We start from the raw sequence: 17690 nt of genomic DNA, 5'->3' as shown, positions 1-17690 counted from the left end.
CCGTTCGGACAACCGGTGGACAAGGTGCAGGTCATCGGAGAGGATCTATTCCGTGAATACCCGCTCCACCGTCGCCCGGCAGGATGCCGAAAACGCGAGCCCCGAACAGACCTCCGACGACCCGACTCCGGGCGGGCGGGGCCGGTGGCGCTGGGCCCGGCACGAATGGACGTTGGCGGCACTGGCGAGCCTGCTGCTGGCGGTGGTGCTGACCTGGCCGACGCTTCGGCATCCGGCGAGCACGATCCCCGGCGACCTCGGCGACCCCACGTTGCAGGCGTGGCAGGTCGCCTGGTCTGGGCACGCGCTTCTCAGCAATCCGCTCGACCTCTGGCACTCGAACACGTTCTACCCCGAGAAGTACACGTACGCCTACAGCGACACCCTGCTCGGGTACGCCCCGATCGGGATGCTCGGCTCCGGCGTCGAGGCCGCCATAATCCGATACAACGTGCTGTACGTGTTGCTGCACGCGCTGGCGTCCCTCGGGGCGTACGCGCTGGCCCGGCAACTCGGGGCGAACCGGTGGGGCGGGGCCGTCGCGGGGGTCGCGTGGGCGTACGCGCCGTGGCGGTTGGCGCACTCCGGTCACCTGAACATCCTGTCCAGCGCGGGAATCGCGTTGTCCCTGGCGATGCTGGCCCGTGGTCACGGCTGGTCGTTGCGCCACGGGTACCGGCCGGAGCGACGACGGCCCGGCTGGGCGTTGGCCGGGTGGCTTGTCGCCGCCTGGCAGATCACCCTCGGCTTCGGCATCGGCCTGCCGCTGGTGTATTTCCTGCTGGCCGCGGTGCTGGTGGCGGCCGGCTGCTACGGCTGGTCCTGGTGGCGCAAGCGGGAACGCCCGCCGTTCGGCCGGCGGCTGCTGCTCGCGGATCTGGCCGGTGGGGCCGTGTTCGGCGCGGTGACGCTGTTGCTCGGCCTGGTCTACCTGCGCGTCGTCGACCTCAACCCGCAGGCCGAGCGGACGCTGGACTGGACGAAGATGTTCTCGCCTCCGCTGATCGGGTTCGTCACCGCGCCGGCGGACTCGTGGTTGTGGGGTGAGCCGCACGCGGCCGCACGCGAACAGTTGTCCTGGCCCCCGGAGATGGCGCTGCTGCCGGGGATGACGCTGATCGGGCTGGCTGCCGCGGGGCTGTTCTTCTCGGTGTTCCGGCTTCGGCACCAGGTGGCGCTGGGGCTGGGCGTGCTCGGCACGGTGCTGCTGGGCTTGGGCGCCACCCTCGGCGGTGACGGGGATCCGGGCTATCTGACTCTGTCGCTGCACCTGCCGGGCTGGGACGCGTTGCGCACACCGGGCCGGATGATGCACTGGACCAGCCTGCTGCTGGCGGTGCTCGCCGCCGGAGCGGTGACGGCGCTGGCCGAGTCGTCGGGCCAGCCCTCGACCCGCCGCTGGACGCGGTTCGTCATGCCGCTGGTCCTGCTGGTGCCGCTGACCATGGTGACTCTGGAGGGCGTCAACCGGACACCCCACCCGACCGTGCCGCAGGCCCCGGCCGCGATGCGGGCGGCGCAGGAGCCGCTGCTGGTGCTGCCCGCCGGCGGTGTGGGCGACCTGACGTACATGTTGTGGTCGACCGACGGGTTCCCACGGGTGACCAACGGGCTGGCCGGTTTCGAGCCGGTCAGCCAGGCGCAGACCCGGACGGCCGTGGCATCGTTCCCTGACCAGGGCAGCGTGGCATACCTGCGGGGCATCGGCGTGCGGTCGGTGATGGTCGTGCCGAGCCGTGCCGGGGGCACGCCGTGGGAGGGTATCGAGGCCCGTTCCATCGACGGACTGGGCATCACCCGGGAGGATCTCGATGGCACGCTGCTCTACCGCCTCTGACCAGGGGTGCGCCGGGCGTGCCGGCGGCAGGTGCCCGGCCACGGGCCGGGCCGGGTGACGAGGGTGCGACTGTCCGTCGTGGTGCCGTGCTTCAACGAGGAAGCGTCGGTGGAGCGGTTGCACGAGACCGTGAGCGCCGCGCTCGCCGACCTGCCCGACGTGGACGTCGAGGTGGTGTACGTCGACGACGGCAGCGAGGACGGCACCCTCGCGGCGCTGCGCCGGCTCGCCGCCGCCGACCCCGCTGTCTGCTACACCTCGCTGAGCCGAAACTTCGGCAAGGAGGCGGCGATGCTCGCCGGTCTGCAGCGGGCCACCGGCGACGCGGTCGTCATCATGGACGCCGACCTGCAGCACCCACCGCGGATGCTGCCCCAGATGGTGGCGCTGTACCAGCAGGGCTTCGACCAGGTGATCGCCCGCCGGGACCGGCGCGGTGACCGGTTCGTGCGAATGGTCGCTTCGCGGTCCTTCTACCGCGTGATCAACTGGTGGATCGATGTGCGCCTGCTGGACGGGGCGGGTGACTTCCGGTTGCTGTCCCGGCTCGCGGTGGACGCGATCCTGGCGATGCCGGAATACAACCGTTTCTCCAAGGGGCTGTTCTCCTGGATCGGCTTCCGGACGGTGGTGGTGGCCCATCACAACGAGACCCGGCAGTCGGGGCAGAGCCGGTGGAGTTTCAGCAAGCTCTTCAACTACGCGTTCGACGGCCTGCTGTCGTTCAACAACCGGCCGCTGCGCCTGGCGATCTACGGCGGCCTGTTCCTCACCCTCATCGCGTTGGCCTACATGATCTGGGTCGTCGCGGACGCCGTCGAGAAGGGCATCGACGTCCCCGGCTACACCACCATCATCGTCAGCGTCATCGGGCTCGGCGGCATCCAGATGACGATCCTGGGAGTGATCGGGGAGTACATCGGCCGGATCTATTACGAGACCAAGCGCCGACCGCACTATCTGGTGCAGGAGACCGAGCACCTGGCCACGGAGACCGGCGAGGCGCCACGGATGCCGACCCGGCCCGGGGCACGGTCGACCGAGCGGGGCCAGCAGGCGGTGCCAACCCGGGAGGACCCACCCCGGCGTCCCCCCGGCGCCCGGCGGCCGGAGACCTCGTGACCGGCGACGAGAAGATCGACTTCAAGATAACTCTCGACGCCTATCAAGCGCATCGGGGCCAGTTCCGGATGGTCGACGTACCCGATCTGCAGTACCTCATGGTCGACGGCCACGGCGATCCGAATACCTCGCCCGCCTTCACCGAGGCGATCGAGACGCTCTACCCCGTGGCGTACAAGCTGAAGTTCGCCAGCAAGCGCACCCTCATGCGGGACTACGTCGTCCCGCCGTTGGAGGGCCTGTGGTGGGCCGAGGACATGGCCTCCTTCACCACCGACCGGGACAAGTCCCAGTGGGACTGGACGCTGATGCTCATGGTTCCGGTCTGGATCGACCAGACCATGTTCGCCGCCGCCGTCGAGCAGGCCGGGGCGAAGCACCGACCAGCGCGCCTGGACGACGTCCGCCTCCAGACGCTGACCGAGGGGCGCTGCGTGCAGACGCTGCACGTCGGTTCCTTCGACGAGGAGGCCGACGTGCTCGCACGACTGCATGAGGAGTTCATCCCCGGACACCGCCTCCGCATGGCCGGCACCCACCACGAGATCTATCTCAGCGACTTTCGGAAGGTCGCACCCGACAGGCGGCGCACCATCCTCCGGCAGCCGATCACCAGCGAGACCTGAGCGTGAACGGCTGGTGTTCGACTTCGGACGACTTCCGGCTCGTCCCCCGTCCAGGCTCCCGCCGCGTTGGGTAGGTGACGGAGTGGCGGTCCCACGAACTCGCCGGCGCATCCGACGCCCCGACGAGCCGTTGGGAGGAGCAGGTGCAGGCACCCACCGCGTGTGCCGTACGGCCCCGCCGGGGGTGCCGGGAGACCGGGAAGGAGAACCGAGATGGCTGGTCAGGGCCGCCTGGCGACGTTGGCCGTGCTGAGTCTGCTGCTCAGCGGATGCGGTCGGCAGGGCAACTCGGAGCCCGTGGCTCCACGGCCGCCGCTGTCGGGCACCGCGGGTGTCGTGGTGCCGTTGGCGCCGGAGTCGCTGATCGGGGCTTGGACGCTCGTTGACGTTGCCGACCCCGGCGCGGGCAAGATCCTGCACCTCGCAGGTGGCGAGCTGCACCTGGTCGGCACCCGCTGCGGCACCCTGGGCGGGACCTGGCGGGCCAACAGCGAAGGTGCCTTTCTCGCCGACATCTGGCAGGCTTCCACTGACGCCGTCGAAGGCATCCCTGGCTGCGAAAAGGCCAGTCAGGAGACGCCCGGGTGGCTGCGGCGTGTGACGGCGTACCAGTTCGACGGCAAGGGGCTACCCGTCCTGTTGGACGAGGGGAGGCAACCGGTTGCCCGGCTGGTTCCCGGGGCGACACCGACCCCCGAGCCGAACCTGGCCGACTCGGTGCTGGCACCACCGCTGGTTACCGATGAGGCTCGGCGAGCCCTGGCACCCGCTGTCGCACTACCGGTGACGCTTGTTCCCACGGATCAAGGCCGGCTGGTGGGTCGCTGGGTGCCCCTCAGCGGGCACAAGGCGGCGTACGTGGAGTTCACCGCAGACGGTGAGTGGCGCGGTTCCGACGGGTGCAACGGCGAGAGCGGTCGGTGGATCAGCGGTGCCGGCGGTGCCCTGCTCGCCACTGCGAGAGGGGTCACGCTGGCGTTCTGCACGGACAGCGTGCCGGTCGGCCAGTGGCTCACGACGGCCAGACGGGCCGGCCTCGGCGGTGAGGTCCTGGTGCTCCTTGACGCCCAGGGCGACGAGACCGGCCGGCTGACGGCCACAGACTGAACGTCGGCCTGCCGGGCGGCGGCCACGAGCGCGGACGGGTCAGACTTCGTGGGCACCGACCCCGGCTGACGCGGATCAGACCGATCAGACCCGGCCACGGCAGACCCGCTGGCGGCTACAGCGCGGCAGAGGTCTTCGCGAGGATGCCGGCGAGTGCGTCGTAGTCGACGTCCTGCCCCTCGGTGATGTCGACGGTCTTGCGTTCGCCGTTGCCCATTGCCCGCAGGAATCCCTTGACCTCAGGGATGTCCTTCGCGTTGAAGACCATGAATGAGATCTTGGACTTGGCTACCGCGATGACCGCCGCGTAGTTGCCGTTCTTGACGTAGTGCGGCTTGCCGTACTGAAACTGTTCCTCGACACCTGGGACGGTTTGTCCGATCATCGCCCGTAGCTTCTCGCAGACGTCGATCTGCCACGGCTGCGTCTTGTTGATGTACTGGGTGACATCGTCGTTCACGGTCTTCTCCTTCATCACTGTTCACTGGAGAGCACGGGCCTGCAGATCGTGTCGTAGGCGAGGGTCGAGCGCCACCCCGCCTCAGTCTTCACCGCCCGGGGCCTCGGGCTCCTGCCCCCACCCGACGAGCTTGTCCCTGGTGGGGGCGTAGGTCAGCACGACCACGCCCGAGTCGAACGCCTGTGCGTCGACCAGTCGGAGGACTGCCGGCTCGTTCGACTCCGCAAAGAGGCGCACGCCACCGCCCATCACGACGGGGTAGGTGACCAGACGCAGTTCGTCGACGAGTTCGTTGCGCAGCAGCCACCTGACCAGCGCGACGCTGCCGTAGACCAGGATGTCTCCGTCCACCTCGGCCTTCAGCTTGGCGATCGCCTCGGCGACGTTCTCGCTGATGACGGTGGTGTTGTTCCACTCGCCCCGGTCCAGCGTCGTCGAGACGACGTACTTGGGCATGGTGTTCATCTTGTCGGCGAAGCCGGCCTCGTCGGTCATGGTCGGCCAGGACGCGGCGAACCCCTCATAGGTGACCCGGCCCAGCAGCAGCGCGTCGGCGGCCCGCAGTTGCGCCAGCCCGGTCCGCATCGAGTCCTCGCTGACGAACTGGAAGGTGAACCGCTGCGGGTCGCCGACGACCCCGTCGGCGCTGGTGAAGATGGACAGAACGATGCGCCCCATGGTGTCTCCCAATGGTCTCGGTAGCTCAGCTAGAGCCTGCGACACGCCGGGTACGACGGGCATCGGTGGCGGCCACGCAATCCACCACTCATTGGACTACGCACCAGTGATCGAGCGTCGGGCATGATGGCGCGATGGACGTCACCCATCCCGCCGGAGCGTCGAAGCGGGAAATCGAGGTGCTCGTCATGCTCGGCGCGCGCCTGTCCAACGCCGACATCGCCGGCCGGCTGCACATCTCCGTGCGGACCGTGGAGAACCACGTCTCCTCACTGCTGCGCAAGTACGGCGTGGCCGACCGGAGGGCGCTCGGCGAACTCGCCGTACAGGTGCAGGCGGGGGCGCCGGTACCGGGGCGTCTGGCCGGGATTCCATCGGCGCTCACCACGTTCGTCGGCAGGAGCGCGGAACGCGAGCACCTGATGGAGACGCTGCGCGGCGTCCGACTCGTGACCGTGGTGGGACCAGGCGGGATGGGGAAGACCCGCCTGGCCGGCCAGATCGCCGGGGCGGCCGGACCCTCCTTTCCCGCCGGCGGGGCGTTCGTCGACCTCGTCGCGGCGCGTGACGGGTACGTCGCACAGGCGGTGGCCAGTGCGCTCGGCGTCAGCGAGCGCCCCCAGCAGTCGCTGGAGGACGCGGTGGTGGAGCGACTCGGAGAGAGCCGATCGCTGCTGGTGCTGGACAACTGCGAGCATGTGATCGACGTGGTGGCACCGTTCGCGGAGCGTGTGCTGGCCGCCTGCCCGGGCACCCACATCCTCGCCACCAGCAGGGAACGCCTCGGCGTACGAGGTGAGCGTGCCGTACCGCTGGGTCCGCTGCCGCTGGAGTCCGACGCCGAGCGGCTCTTCGTCGACCGCGCCACCGCCGCGAACCCCGGGTTCGGTGCGGACCCCGTGGTGGTCGCCAAGCTGTGCGCGCGACTGGACGGCATGCCGCTGGCGATCGAGTTGGCCGCCGCCCGCAGTGCCACCCTGGGCGAGGACGGGTTGCTGGCCGCGCTCGACGACCAGCTACGGCTGGTGGCCGGCGGCAGGGGTGTGGACGAGCGGCACCACTCGCTGCGCGCGGTCATCGGCTGGAGCCACGACCTGCTCGATGACGAGGAAAGGGCGCTGTTCCGGCGGCTCGCCGTCTTCGCCGGGGCGTTCGACCTCACCGCCGCCGCCGGGGTGAGCCCGGCCGGGAGCACCCGCGGTGTGGTTGCCGACGTGCTCGGCAGGCTGGCGGACAAGAGCCTGGTCAGCGTGCACCGCTGGGGTGGAGCGGCCCGGTGGCGAATGCTGCAGACGGTGCGCGCGTTCGCCGTCGAGCAGCTTGACGTGTCGGGTGAGCGGCCGGAGGTCCAGGACCGGCACCTGCGTTGGGCGACGGAGGTCGCCTCGGAGCTGGAGACGAGGCTGGACGGCGACGAGTGGTACGAAGAGTTCGACGGTGTCGCCGACGATCTGCGAGCTGCCCTCGCCGTCGCCCCCGACGGCCCGGGTGAGCTGCCGCACCGACTGGCCCGGGCACTGGCACACCTCGCCTACACGCGGCGGTTCCTGATGGAATCGCTCGGCCACTATCGGACCGCAGCCGTTCGGGCCCCCGCGCCGGGCGAGGCCGCGACGGACCTGCGCGCTGCCTCCGCCGTTTCCCATGCGATCGGCGACGACGGTCAACGGCCCTTCGACCTGCTGCTCGCCGCCGCGCGACTGGCCCGGGCAGCCGGGGATCCTGGGGCCACGGCCATCGCGTTGGCGCAGGCGGTCACCACCGCGCGGCGGCACCCGGCCGGGTTCGCCGCCGAGGTTCCGTACGACCGCCTGTGTGACCTCCTCGACGAGGCGGCGTCGGCAGCGGACGGGTCGAGTGACGCCGTGGTGGCGGCCCGCCTCGCCGAGGCGGTGGCCTGGGCCGCGACCTCCGACGGGCACGAGGCCGACCCGGAGCTCGCCGCGACCGCGGTGGCAGCCGCCCGGGCCACCGGTGATCCGGTGCTGATCAGCGCGGCTCTGGACACGGTGGCCACCGCCGACCTCGTGGCTGGGCGGGGCGCGGACCTTCGCCGGATCATGGACGAACGGTTGACTCTGCTGCCCGCGATGTCCCGGCACGATCCGAACGCCGCCCCGGAGATCGTCGACACGTACCGGATGGCCCACCTGGCTGCCCTCGGCGTCGGTGACCTGCCGGCCGCCCTGTCGATCGGCCGGCGAACCATGGACGACGACCTCGCCGGCAGCTCCTACTACTCGGCCGCTCTCCTGATCACGCCGCTGGTGCTCAGTGGGCGCTTCGACGAGGCGCTGCGGATGGCCGGCACCGCGTGGGAGGGTTGGCGGCGGGCCGGCCGTCCGCGCACCGGCACGATGTCGCCGCCGATGGCCGCGGTCGCCCTCGTCCATGGGCTGCGCGGCGACGACGAGGGGTACGCGCTGTGGCGGTCCCGGGCGATCGAGGTCATCGGGGAGCTACCCCCGCACTCCACGTTCGTGACGATGGTCGACGCGCGGCTCGCCGTACACGCCGGACGGGTCGAGGACGCCGCCGCGCTGGTCCGCCTGACGTTCAACGGCACCCGCAGTTGGTCTCCGCCCTATTCCCGGGCGGTCGGCGCTGAGCTGGCCGTCGTCGCCGAACTCCCGGACGCCGCGGACCTGCTGTCGGCGGCCGAGCGGCACGAGAGCGCGTGGGCCGCCGCCTGCACCGCCCGCGCCCGAGGCCGCCGGTACGGGGACACCGCCGCCCTCACCGCCGCGGTGGCGGGGTGGGAGCGCATCGGTGCCCGGTTCGAACGGGCCTGCACGCTCCTGCTGTTGCCCGACCGTGCCGCTGAGGGCCGGCGAGACCTCGCGGCGCTCGGTGTCGGCTCGGGCCGATGACGACCACCGAGCGGCACCGCTGGCCCGGCATCGAATCGCGCACCATCCTGGTCACCGGGGCGACCGGCTTCATCGGCGTGCGGCTCGTGCGGCGACTGGCGGCCCTGGGCTGCACCCTCGTCGCGATGGTCCGACCGACCTCCGACCGCACGCTCCTGACCGGCATCCCCGGGCTGCGCGTCGCCGTCGCCGACCTGGACACCGGCGCGGGCGTGCACGCGGCCATCGATGGCGTCGACACCGTGGTGCACCTGGCGGGCCAGGTGAAGGCCCGCCGCCCGAGCGCCTTCCGGCGCGGAAACACCGACTCCACCGGCCGGCTGGTCGCGGCCGTCGCCGACGCCGACCCGCTCCCCCGGCTGGTGCTGTGCTCGTCCCTGGCCGCCGCCGGGCCGTCGGACCCGGGCCGGCCACGGGACGAGTCCACGCCGGTCGCGCCGGTCTCGGAGTACGGCCGCAGCAAGCTCGCCGCCGAGGAGATCGCCCGCGCCGCTCGTGTTCCCACGGTGGTTCTCCGCCCGACCATCGTGTACGGCCCGGGCGACCACGACTTCCTGCCGTCCTTCCTGCCGATGGCCCGCCTGGGCACCCAACTGCGTCCCACCCGCCCGGAACGCGAGTACTCCTTCGTCCACGTGGACGACCTGTGCGCCGCCCTGATCGCGGCCGTCGTCCGCGGCGAGACGCTGCCACCGGACGGCGGGGACGCAGGCGTGTACCTCATCAGCGACGGCCAGGTGTACGGCTGGAGCGACTTCTGCCGCGAGCTCGCCACCGCGATCGGCCGCCCCCGCCCGCGCTTCGTCCCGGTGCCGGGCCCGCTCGTCCACGCGACCGGCTGGCTGTGCGACCTGAGCCCGGTGCGTCGTGGGCCGGCACTGACGATGAACCGGGACCGCGCTCACGAGATCCGGCAGTTGGCGTGGACGTGCGCCACCGACCGCGCACGGGCGGACCTCGACTTCACCCCCGCATACCGCCTACCGGACGGCCTGGCCAGCGCGGTGGCGTGGTACCGCGGCCAGGGCCTGCTCCCCTGACGACACCCCGGGGTGGCACGCCGCGAATGCCCTGTATTCCGAGCGATTCGCTGTGGTGGTGGACACGAATCCGCTGCGGTGCCGTCTTTTTGCCGATGGTGCGACGTAGCGTTGAGGGCTGCCCAGGGCGGGTCCGCATGCCGCACGCCTGGTTGACGCTGACCCGCGAGGTGAAGATGGTGCACGCCCGGTGACCGTGACGACTGATCCTCAGCCTGGCGCGCTTGCGCCACTCGTCACCGCCCCGGCGGCCGCCGCGATCTACCGTTCCTCCTCGGCCCCGGCCCGCCGCACGCTTGTCGACATTCTTGACGAGACCGTACGCGCACACACGGCGGCCGATGCTCTCGACGACGGGGCCACGGCCCTGACGTACCGCGAACTGGCCGACGAGATCGAGGCCGTACGGGTGTCGCTCGCGCAACACGGGATCGGCCGCGGCGACCGGGTGGGCGTACGGATGTCGTCGGGTACGGCCGAGCTGTACCTGGCGATCCTCGGGGTGCTCGCGGCGGGCGCGGCCTACGTTCCGGTCGACGCGGACGATCCCGAGGAACGCGCCGAACTCGTCTTCGCCGAGGCGGGCGTCGCCGCGGTCCTCGGTGACCAGCTGACGGTGTCGCTGCGGCGTACCCCTGGGAGCCGGACCGGCCGGCCCGGCCCGGACGACGACGCCTGGATCATCTTCACCTCCGGCTCGACGGGCACCCCGAAGGGCGTCGCGGTCCGCCACGGCGCGGCGGCGGCGTTCGTGGACGCCGAGGCGCGGTTGTTCCTCGCCGACGAGGCCAGTGAGGCGATCGGCCCGCAGGACCGGGTCCTGGCCGGGCTCTCGGTGGCATTCGACGCCTCCTGCGAGGAGATGTGGCTGGCGTGGCGACACGGCGCCTGTCTGGTGCCGGCCGCGCGGTCGCTCGTCCGCAGCGGCGTCGACCTCGGTCCGTGGCTGGCCGAGCAGCGCATCTCCGTGGTGTCGACCGTGCCGACGCTCGCTGCGCTGTGGCCGGTCGAGGCACTGGAGGAGGTCCGGCTGCTGATCTTCGGCGGGGAGGCCTGCCCGCCGGAGCTCGCCCAGCGCCTGGCCGTCGAGGGCCGCGAGGTCTGGAACACCTACGGGCCGACGGAGGCGACCGTGGTCGCCTGCGCGGCGCGAATGACCGGCGATGGCCCGGTACGCATCGGGTTGCCGCTGGCCGGCTGGGAGCTCGCGGTGGTCGACGGCTCCGGCGTTCCCGTCGAGATGGGCGAGACTGGCGAGCTGGTGATCGGTGGGGTGGGACTCGCCCGCTACCTGGACCCGGGCAAGGACGCCGAGAAGTTCGCGATGCTGCCGGCGCTCGGCTGGCAACGGGCCTACCGCAGCGGGGACATCGTCCGGGCGGACCCGGAGGGGCTCGTGTTCGTCGGTCGCGGCGACGAGCAGGTCAAGCTCGGCGGACGCCGGATCGAGCTGGGTGAGATCGACGCCGCGCTGCAGGCTCTGCCGGGAGTCGCCGGTGCCGCCGCCGCGGTGCAACGGACCGCTGCGGGTAACCAACTGCTCGTGGGGTACGTGGTCCCGCACGACGGCGTCGCGTTCGACACCGCGACGGCGGCGCTGCGGATCCGTGAGCAACTACCGGCCGCGCTCGTTCCGCTGCTGGCCGTGGTGGACGCGCTGCCCACCCGGACGTCCGGCAAGGTGGACCGGGCCGCGTTGCCCTGGCCGCTGGCCGACGCCGACGACACGGCGGGCGAGCTGACCGCGACCGAGGAGTGGCTCGCCGGTGGCTGGGCCGATGTGCTGGGCGTACGTCCCACCGAGGCTGATGCGGACTTCTTCCACCATGGCGGCGGCAGCCTGAACGCGGCGCAACTGGTGGCGTGGATCCGACGCCGGCACCCGCGGGTCTCGGTGGCCGACATCTACCTTCACCCGAGACTGTCGCAGCTCGCGGCCGTACTCGACGCGCTGGACAGCACGGCGGAGGTTCGCCGCGAGGTCCGGCCGACGCCGCGGCGCACCGGGCTGATCCAGGCCCTGCTGATGGTGCCGATGCTCGCGCTGGTCGGCCTCCGCTGGTTGACCGTCCTGGCCGCCCTCGGCAACGTCCTCGCCCTGTTCGCTCCGGCGCCCTGGGCGCCGACGGTGTCCTGGTGGTGGGTGGCGCTGGGCTGGGCGGCGCTGTTCAGCCCGCTCGGCCGCATCGCCCTCGCCGCCGGAGGAGCGCGGCTGCTGCTGCGCCGGGTACGCCCCGGCAGCTACCCGCGCGGGGGCAGCGTGCACCTGCGGCTGTGGGCCGCCGAACGGCTCGCCGAGCTGACCGGCGCCACCAGCGTCGCCGGAGCATCCTGGATGATCACCTACGCCAGGGCGCTCGGCGCGCAGATCGGCGACGACGTCGACCTGCACTCCGCGCCGCCGGTCACCGGTCTGCTCAAGCTCGGCCGCGGCGCGGCGATCGAGCCGGAGGTCGACCTGGCCGGCCACTGGGTCGACGGCGATGTCGTCCACATCGGCAAGGTACGCGTCGGTGCCGGCGCCCGGGTCGGATCCCGCAGCACCCTGATGCCGGGCGCTCGAATCGGCAAGGGTGCGCGCATCGCCGCGGGCTCGACGGTGGCCGGCGCCGTACCGGCGAACCAACGGTGGGCCGGGTCACCGGCCGCACCCGCCGCTGCCAAGGATTCGGCCGGGTGGCCCAGCCAGCGTCCGCCGCGATCGCGGACGCGGGCACGCCTCTGGCCCGTCGCGTATGGAATGACCGCCCAGTTGCTGGGGCTGCTGCCGGTCGTCGCCGCACTGCCGGCGCTGGCCCTGCTCGGCTGGACGCTCGTCGTCCGACCGACGGTCGGCGCGGTGCTGGCCGCCGTCGCGGTGGCGACCGTCACCTACGTCGTGGGCTACGCGCTGCTGGTGCTCGGGGCGGTCCGGGCACTCAGCATCGGTCTGCGCGCCGGGTACCACCCGGTGCAGGGGCGGGTGGCGTGGCAGGTCTGGACGACCGAGCGGCTGATGGGAATGGCCCGGGTCGGGCTGTTCCCGCTCTACGCCAGCCTCTTCACGCCGGTGTGGTTGCGGCTGCTGGGCGCCCGGGTGGGGCGCGGGGTGGAGGCGTCGACGGTGCTCGCGCTGCCCACGATGACCACTGTCGACGACGGGGCCTTCCTCGCCGACGACACCATGGTCGCCACGTACGAGCTGAGCCACGGGTGGCTGCGCGTCGCTCCGGCCCGCATCGGCAAGCAGGCGTTCCTCGGCAACTCCGGGATGGCGGCACCCGGCAGGTCGGTGCCCAAGCGTGGGCTTGTCGGCGTGCTGTCGTCCGCGCCGCGCAAGGCGAAGAAGGACTCGTCGTGGCTCGGGGCGCCGCCGATGCCGTTGCGCCGCACCGTGGAGGCCGCGGACACCAGCCGTACCTTCGACCCGCCGGTCCGGCTGAAGCTGGCCCGGGCCGCGATAGAGCTGTGCCGGATCGTCCCGGTAATGTTCACCGCCGCCGTGGCGGTCGGCGTCCTGGCTGTGCTCGCGTCCGTGTCGCGGACCGCCGGGTGGGGCGTGGCCGCGCTCGTCTCCGGGCCCGTGCTGCTGGGTGCGGCGCTCGTCGCCGCCGCCATCGCGACGGCTGCCAAGTGGCTGCTGGTGGGGCGGTTCCGGGCCACCGAACGCGCGCTGTGGACCTCCTTCGTGTGGCGCAACGAGCTCGCCGACACGTTCGTCGAGGTCCTCGCCGCGCCGTGGCTGGTCCGCTTCGCGACCGGCACCCCGCTGCTCACGGCGTGGCTGCGCACGCTCGGCGCGAAGATCGGCCGGGGCGTCTGGCTGGAGACGTACTGGCTGCCGGAGTACGACCTGGTGCGGCTCGGTGACGGCGCCACGGTGAACCGCGGTTGCGTGGTGCAGACCCACCTGTTCCATGATCGGGTAATGAGCATGGACGAGGTGACGTTCGGCGCGGGGGCAGCGTTGGGGCCGCACGGCATCGTTCTGCCCGGCGCGAGCATCGGTGCGCGGACCACCGTCGGGCCCGGTTCGCTGGTGACCCGGGGCGACGCCGTCCCGTGCGACAGCCGGTGGCTGGGCAACCCGATCGCGACCTGGCCGACGTCGGCTTCGCGGCCGGCATGATCACCGACACCGAGCGGCACACGCCGGAGCGTTCGCGCGGCGCCACTGGCGGGGGCGTCCCGGCATGACTCCGAAGGAATCGGTGTCGCGCGGTGCCACCCCCGGCGCCGACCGCTCGGACGACTCGTACCTTCCGGAGCACGGCAACGGCGGCTACCGGGTGCTGCACTACGACCTCGACCTCGACTACCGGGTCGTGTCGAACCGGCTGGCCGGCCGGGCGGACATCATCGCGGTGGCCGGACAGCCGCTGTCGCGGTTCACTCTCGACCTCGGCCAGTTCCGCGTCCAGGACGTCCGGGTGGACGGGCGCCCGGCGAAATACCTCCACCGGCCGGACAAGCTGCAGATCAAGCCCGAGCGGCCGATCGGCGTCGGGGACACCTTTCGGGTGAATATCCGGTACGCGGGCAAGCCGGTGCCCATCGCCGGCCGTTGGGGCAACCTCGGCTGGGAGGAGTTGACCGACGGGGTGCTCGTGGCCAGCCAGCCGAACGGGTCACCGTCGTGGTTCCCGTGCGACGACCAGCCCGGCGCCAAGGCCACCTTCCGGGTGGCGGTCACGACGTCCTCCCCGTACGCCGTCCTGGTGACCGGTGATCCCGTTCTCCGGCGGCGTGGCGCGGGCAGCACGACCTGGGTGTACGAGCGGCGCGAGCCAACCTCGCCGTACCTGATGAGTGTCCAGATCGGACGCTACGAGGTGGTGGACCTGGCCGTTGGTGGCGTGGTGCAGCGTGTCGCGCTCCCGCCCGCGCTGCGCCGGAACGTCGCCCACGACTTCGGTCGGCACGGCGAGATCATGTCGGCGCTGCAGCGGCTCTTCGGGCCGTACCCGTTCCGGGAGTACGTCGTGGTGGTCGCCGACGACGAACTCGACGATCCGGTCGAGGCGCAGGGCATGGCCGTCTTCGGGAGGAACCACGTCGACGGGCGGCGCACGCACGAGCGGCTTGTCGTGCACGAGTTGGCCCACCAGTGGTTCGGCAACAGCCTCACGGTGGCGGACTGGCGGCACATCTGGCTCAACGAGGGCTTCGCCACGTACGCCGAGTGGCTGTGGTCCGGCGTCTGCGGCGAGGGGCCGGCGGATGCTCTGGCCGCGCACTGGTACGCGTGGGTCGCGGCTCGCCCGGCGGACGTCATCGTCGCGGATCCCGGCGTCGACCGGATGTTCGACCCGCTGGTCTACAAGCGTGGCGCCCTCACGGTGCACGCCGTGCGGAAGAGGATCGGCGACGAGTCGTTCTTCGCGCTCCTGCGGGCCTGGGTTGCCGAGCACCGGCACGCGACCGTGACGACCGAGCAGTTCCGGTCGCACGCCCAGCGCTTCGCCCGCGAGCCCCTGGACGGCCTGTTCGCCGACTGGCTCGACAGCCCGGCGCTGCCCCCGTTGCCTCGCTGAACCGCCAGGTGCCCCGCCCGCTCGATCGTCGGCGGACAATCGCGGCCTCCGGAACACCCGGTCGATAAGGATTCGCGATTGGGTGAGGCCACGATCTGTCCAGAGCTGCAAGGGTATTGAGACTCGCATCTCTGCCGACTGAACTCCTGGCCGACGAGGAGAACCAACTCTATGCTTGCCGCCGTATTACACTGCGGCTCGTCCGGGCCGAGGGAAAGCACGAATACAAGGATTTGCGAATGCGCCGCAATTCTGCTCTGGACAACGGCACTGCTGACCCGCGTCGATCCGCGGTCGCCGAGGAACAGGAGTTTCTCGACGTGGCCACGGCCCGGCGGGACAGACTGGCCGACCATCTGCGGGCCGAGCTTTCCGCCGAGGCGCTGGACGCGGTGGAACAGGCCCGGCAACGCATGATCCGCCAGCAGTACGAGGAGCTGCGGCGAGCATCCGAAGGGCTGGTCTTCGGCCGCCTCGACGGCCTCGACGGCACCGTGCGACACGTGGGCCGTGTCGGTCTCCGCGACGACGGCGAGGACGACGAGCCACTGCTGGTGGACTGGCGCGCTCCCGCGGCCCGGCCGTTCTACACCGCGACGGCTGTCGACCCGCAGGGTCAGGCACGGCGCCGGCACATCCGCACGACGGGATCGACCGTCGTCGGTGTGGACGACGAGCCGCTGGACGGGACCATGACGACGGAACTCGTCGGTGAGGGCGCCCTCCTGGCCGCCCTCGACCAGCGGCGCACCGGCCACATGTCGACGGCGATCTCCACCCTGCAACGCGAACAGGATGACATCATTCGCGCCGAGGCGACCGGCCCGCTGATCGTCCAGGGTGGTCCCGGCACCGGCAAGACCGTGGTCGCGCTGCACCGCGTCGCCTACCTGCTGTTCACCCACCGAACGATGGCCGACCAGGCAGTCCTGGTCCTCGGCCCCTCGCCACGGTTCCTTGAGTACATCGCCCAGGTGCTGCCCGCGCTCGGTGAGACCGCCGTCGTCTCGGCAACCTGTGACACTCTGCTGGCCAATGTTCGGGTGGGCCGCGACGAGAGCCGGTTCGTCGCCGAGATCAAGGGCCGCGCCCTCTGGCAACCCGCGCTGGAAAACTACGTCACGTCACTGCTCCCCCGGCCCCGTGACCTGAAGCTGCGCTGGGAGGGCGAGTTCCACGTCATTCCCGCGGCAACGGTGACCCAGGCGCTCGCCTCGGCGGTGCAGGCACGCCCCTACCAGCACGCCCGTACGGCGTTCGCCGAGCAACTGCACCACCTCCTTGCCGAAGCCGTCGTCGAGCAGCGCAGGGCGCTGATGGACGAGATGGAGGAGGGCTTCGAGGACATCCTCGCCCGCGTCGACAAGGGCATGCAGAACGACCACCACTTCGGCAGCGCCTCGTCCGGCAGTGACGTCGACGGGCTGTTCTCCGAGGACGAGATCTCCGATCTTCGTTCGCGCATCGCCGAGAACGCCACCATCGCCCGGTTCATCGAGGCATGGTGGCCCACCCTCGATGCCGAAACCCTGCTGCGTGAGTTCCTGGCCGACCGCACCCTGCTGGCCCGGTTCGCCCCGCGGCTCTCCCCGGAGGAGATCACCGCCGTCTCGGCCGAGCCCGCCCCGTGGGCATCGAGTGACATCCCCCTGCTCGACGCCCTCGCCGACCTGCTGGGCGAGGGCGAAGCCCCGCAACCACAGGGCGAGTTCGTCGCCGACCACGCTCGCCGGCAACGCGGGTGGGTGTACGGCCACATCGTCGTCGACGAGGCGCAGGAGCTGTCCGAGATGCAGTGGCAGATGGTCCTGCGGCGCTGTCCCAGTCGCTCCATCACCGCCGTCGGTGACATCGACCAGGCCGAGGCAGCGCACCGGCACACCACGTGGGGACAGGCGGTGCAGGCTGTTTTCGGAGACCGCTGGACCGCCGCGGAGCTGACCATCTGCTACCGGACCCCGCGTGAGGTCATGGACCTCACCGAGCCGGTCTTGAGAAACGCTGGCAGCCACAACGCGCCGCCACGGGCGGTACGCTCCGCCGGCATCGCCCCGTGGACGCTCACGGTCACGCCCGCCGAGCTTGCCGACACCGCCGCCCGAGCCCTACGACAACTGCGGCAACGGTGGCAAGGCGGCATGGTCGGCGTCATCGCCCCCGCCGACCGCATCGCCGAACTCCTACCCGTGCTGGACGATGTACCGGTGCTCACCGCGACTCAGTCCAAGGGACTGGAGTGGGACGCGACGCTGCTCATCGACGCCCAGGGCATCGCCGCCGAACCGCGCGGCTGGAACGGCCTCTACGTCGCGCTCACCCGATGCACCCAGGAACTCGGACAGTTGGTCCTCACGCACTGACCACACCGGACCTGTCTGACCCTCGGTAGCCGAGGCTGAACGACTAACTCAGGCAATGCTCAAGATCGAGCCCACGC

At 71.4% G+C, this 17690-nt stretch carries 11 protein-coding genes; 9 read left to right on the top strand and 2 right to left on the bottom strand.

The window, feature by feature from the left end:
- Positions 1-52 precede the first annotated feature (52 nt).
- From C7C45_RS03905 to C7C45_RS03890, 4 genes are all read left to right on the top strand, one after another.
- On the top strand, positions 53-1837 hold the full coding sequence (locus C7C45_RS03905; RefSeq protein ID WP_208641057.1) for a hypothetical protein: 1785 nt from the start codon (positions 53-55) through the stop codon (positions 1835-1837).
- Between the two features lie 54 nt (positions 1838-1891).
- Positions 1892-2959, top strand: a complete 1068-nt coding sequence (locus C7C45_RS03900) for a glycosyltransferase family 2 protein (protein ID WP_110562511.1) — start codon at positions 1892-1894, stop codon at positions 2957-2959.
- Entirely contained in the window at positions 2956-3585 is a 630-nt protein-coding gene (locus C7C45_RS03895) for a GyrI-like domain-containing protein (RefSeq protein ID WP_244200232.1), read from the top strand. Before C7C45_RS03900 ends, C7C45_RS03895 begins: the two co-directional genes overlap by 4 nt.
- Before the next feature lie 213 nt (positions 3586-3798).
- Positions 3799-4692, top strand: a complete 894-nt coding sequence (locus C7C45_RS03890; RefSeq protein ID WP_110562246.1) for an META domain-containing protein — start codon at positions 3799-3801, stop codon at positions 4690-4692.
- A gap of 115 nt (positions 4693-4807) precedes the next feature.
- Here the strand turns inward: C7C45_RS03890 and C7C45_RS03885 are convergent, their stop codons facing one another.
- Positions 4808-5152 carry a DUF1801 domain-containing protein gene (locus tag C7C45_RS03885; RefSeq protein ID WP_110562509.1) on the bottom strand — a complete coding sequence of 115 codons (345 nt, stop codon included), beginning with the start codon at positions 5150-5152 and terminating at the stop codon, positions 4808-4810.
- 81 nt (positions 5153-5233) lie between these two features.
- The gene (locus C7C45_RS03880) at positions 5234-5830 is read right to left on the bottom strand and encodes a dihydrofolate reductase family protein (protein ID WP_110562245.1); all 597 of its coding nucleotides are present in this window, start codon (positions 5828-5830) and stop codon (positions 5234-5236) included.
- 134 nt (positions 5831-5964) lie between these two features.
- Here C7C45_RS03880 and C7C45_RS03875 point away from each other — a divergent pair, with 134 nt between their 5' ends.
- The 5 genes from C7C45_RS03875 (at position 5965) to C7C45_RS03855 (ending at position 17613) form a co-directional block, all read left to right on the top strand.
- Entirely contained in the window at positions 5965-8700 is a 2736-nt protein-coding gene (locus tag C7C45_RS03875; protein WP_110562244.1) for an ATP-binding protein, read from the top strand.
- The gene (locus C7C45_RS03870; protein ID WP_110562243.1) at positions 8697-9740 is read left to right on the top strand and encodes an NAD-dependent epimerase/dehydratase family protein; all 1044 of its coding nucleotides are present in this window, start codon (positions 8697-8699) and stop codon (positions 9738-9740) included. Before C7C45_RS03875 ends, C7C45_RS03870 begins: the two co-directional genes overlap by 4 nt.
- 190 nt (positions 9741-9930) lie before the next feature.
- Positions 9931-13848 (top strand): Pls/PosA family non-ribosomal peptide synthetase, encoded by a 3918-nt coding sequence (locus tag C7C45_RS03865; RefSeq protein WP_110562242.1) that lies wholly within the window; start codon positions 9931-9933, stop codon positions 13846-13848.
- Positions 13849-13912: 64 nt separating this feature from the next.
- The gene (locus C7C45_RS03860) at positions 13913-15253 is read left to right on the top strand and encodes a M1 family metallopeptidase (RefSeq protein ID WP_110562241.1); all 1341 of its coding nucleotides are present in this window, start codon (positions 13913-13915) and stop codon (positions 15251-15253) included.
- A gap of 239 nt (positions 15254-15492) precedes the next feature.
- Positions 15493-17613 (top strand): HelD family protein, encoded by a 2121-nt coding sequence (locus C7C45_RS03855; RefSeq protein WP_110562240.1) that lies wholly within the window; start codon positions 15493-15495, stop codon positions 17611-17613.
- The last annotated feature ends 77 nt before the right edge of the window (positions 17614-17690 follow it).

Source organism: Micromonospora arborensis, from assembly GCF_003205615.1.
GTDB classification, from domain to species: domain Bacteria; phylum Actinomycetota; class Actinomycetes; order Mycobacteriales; family Micromonosporaceae; genus Micromonospora; species Micromonospora arborensis.
Note: the sequence above shows the minus strand (reverse complement) of the source record. Positions and strands in the feature narration are given on the sequence as shown.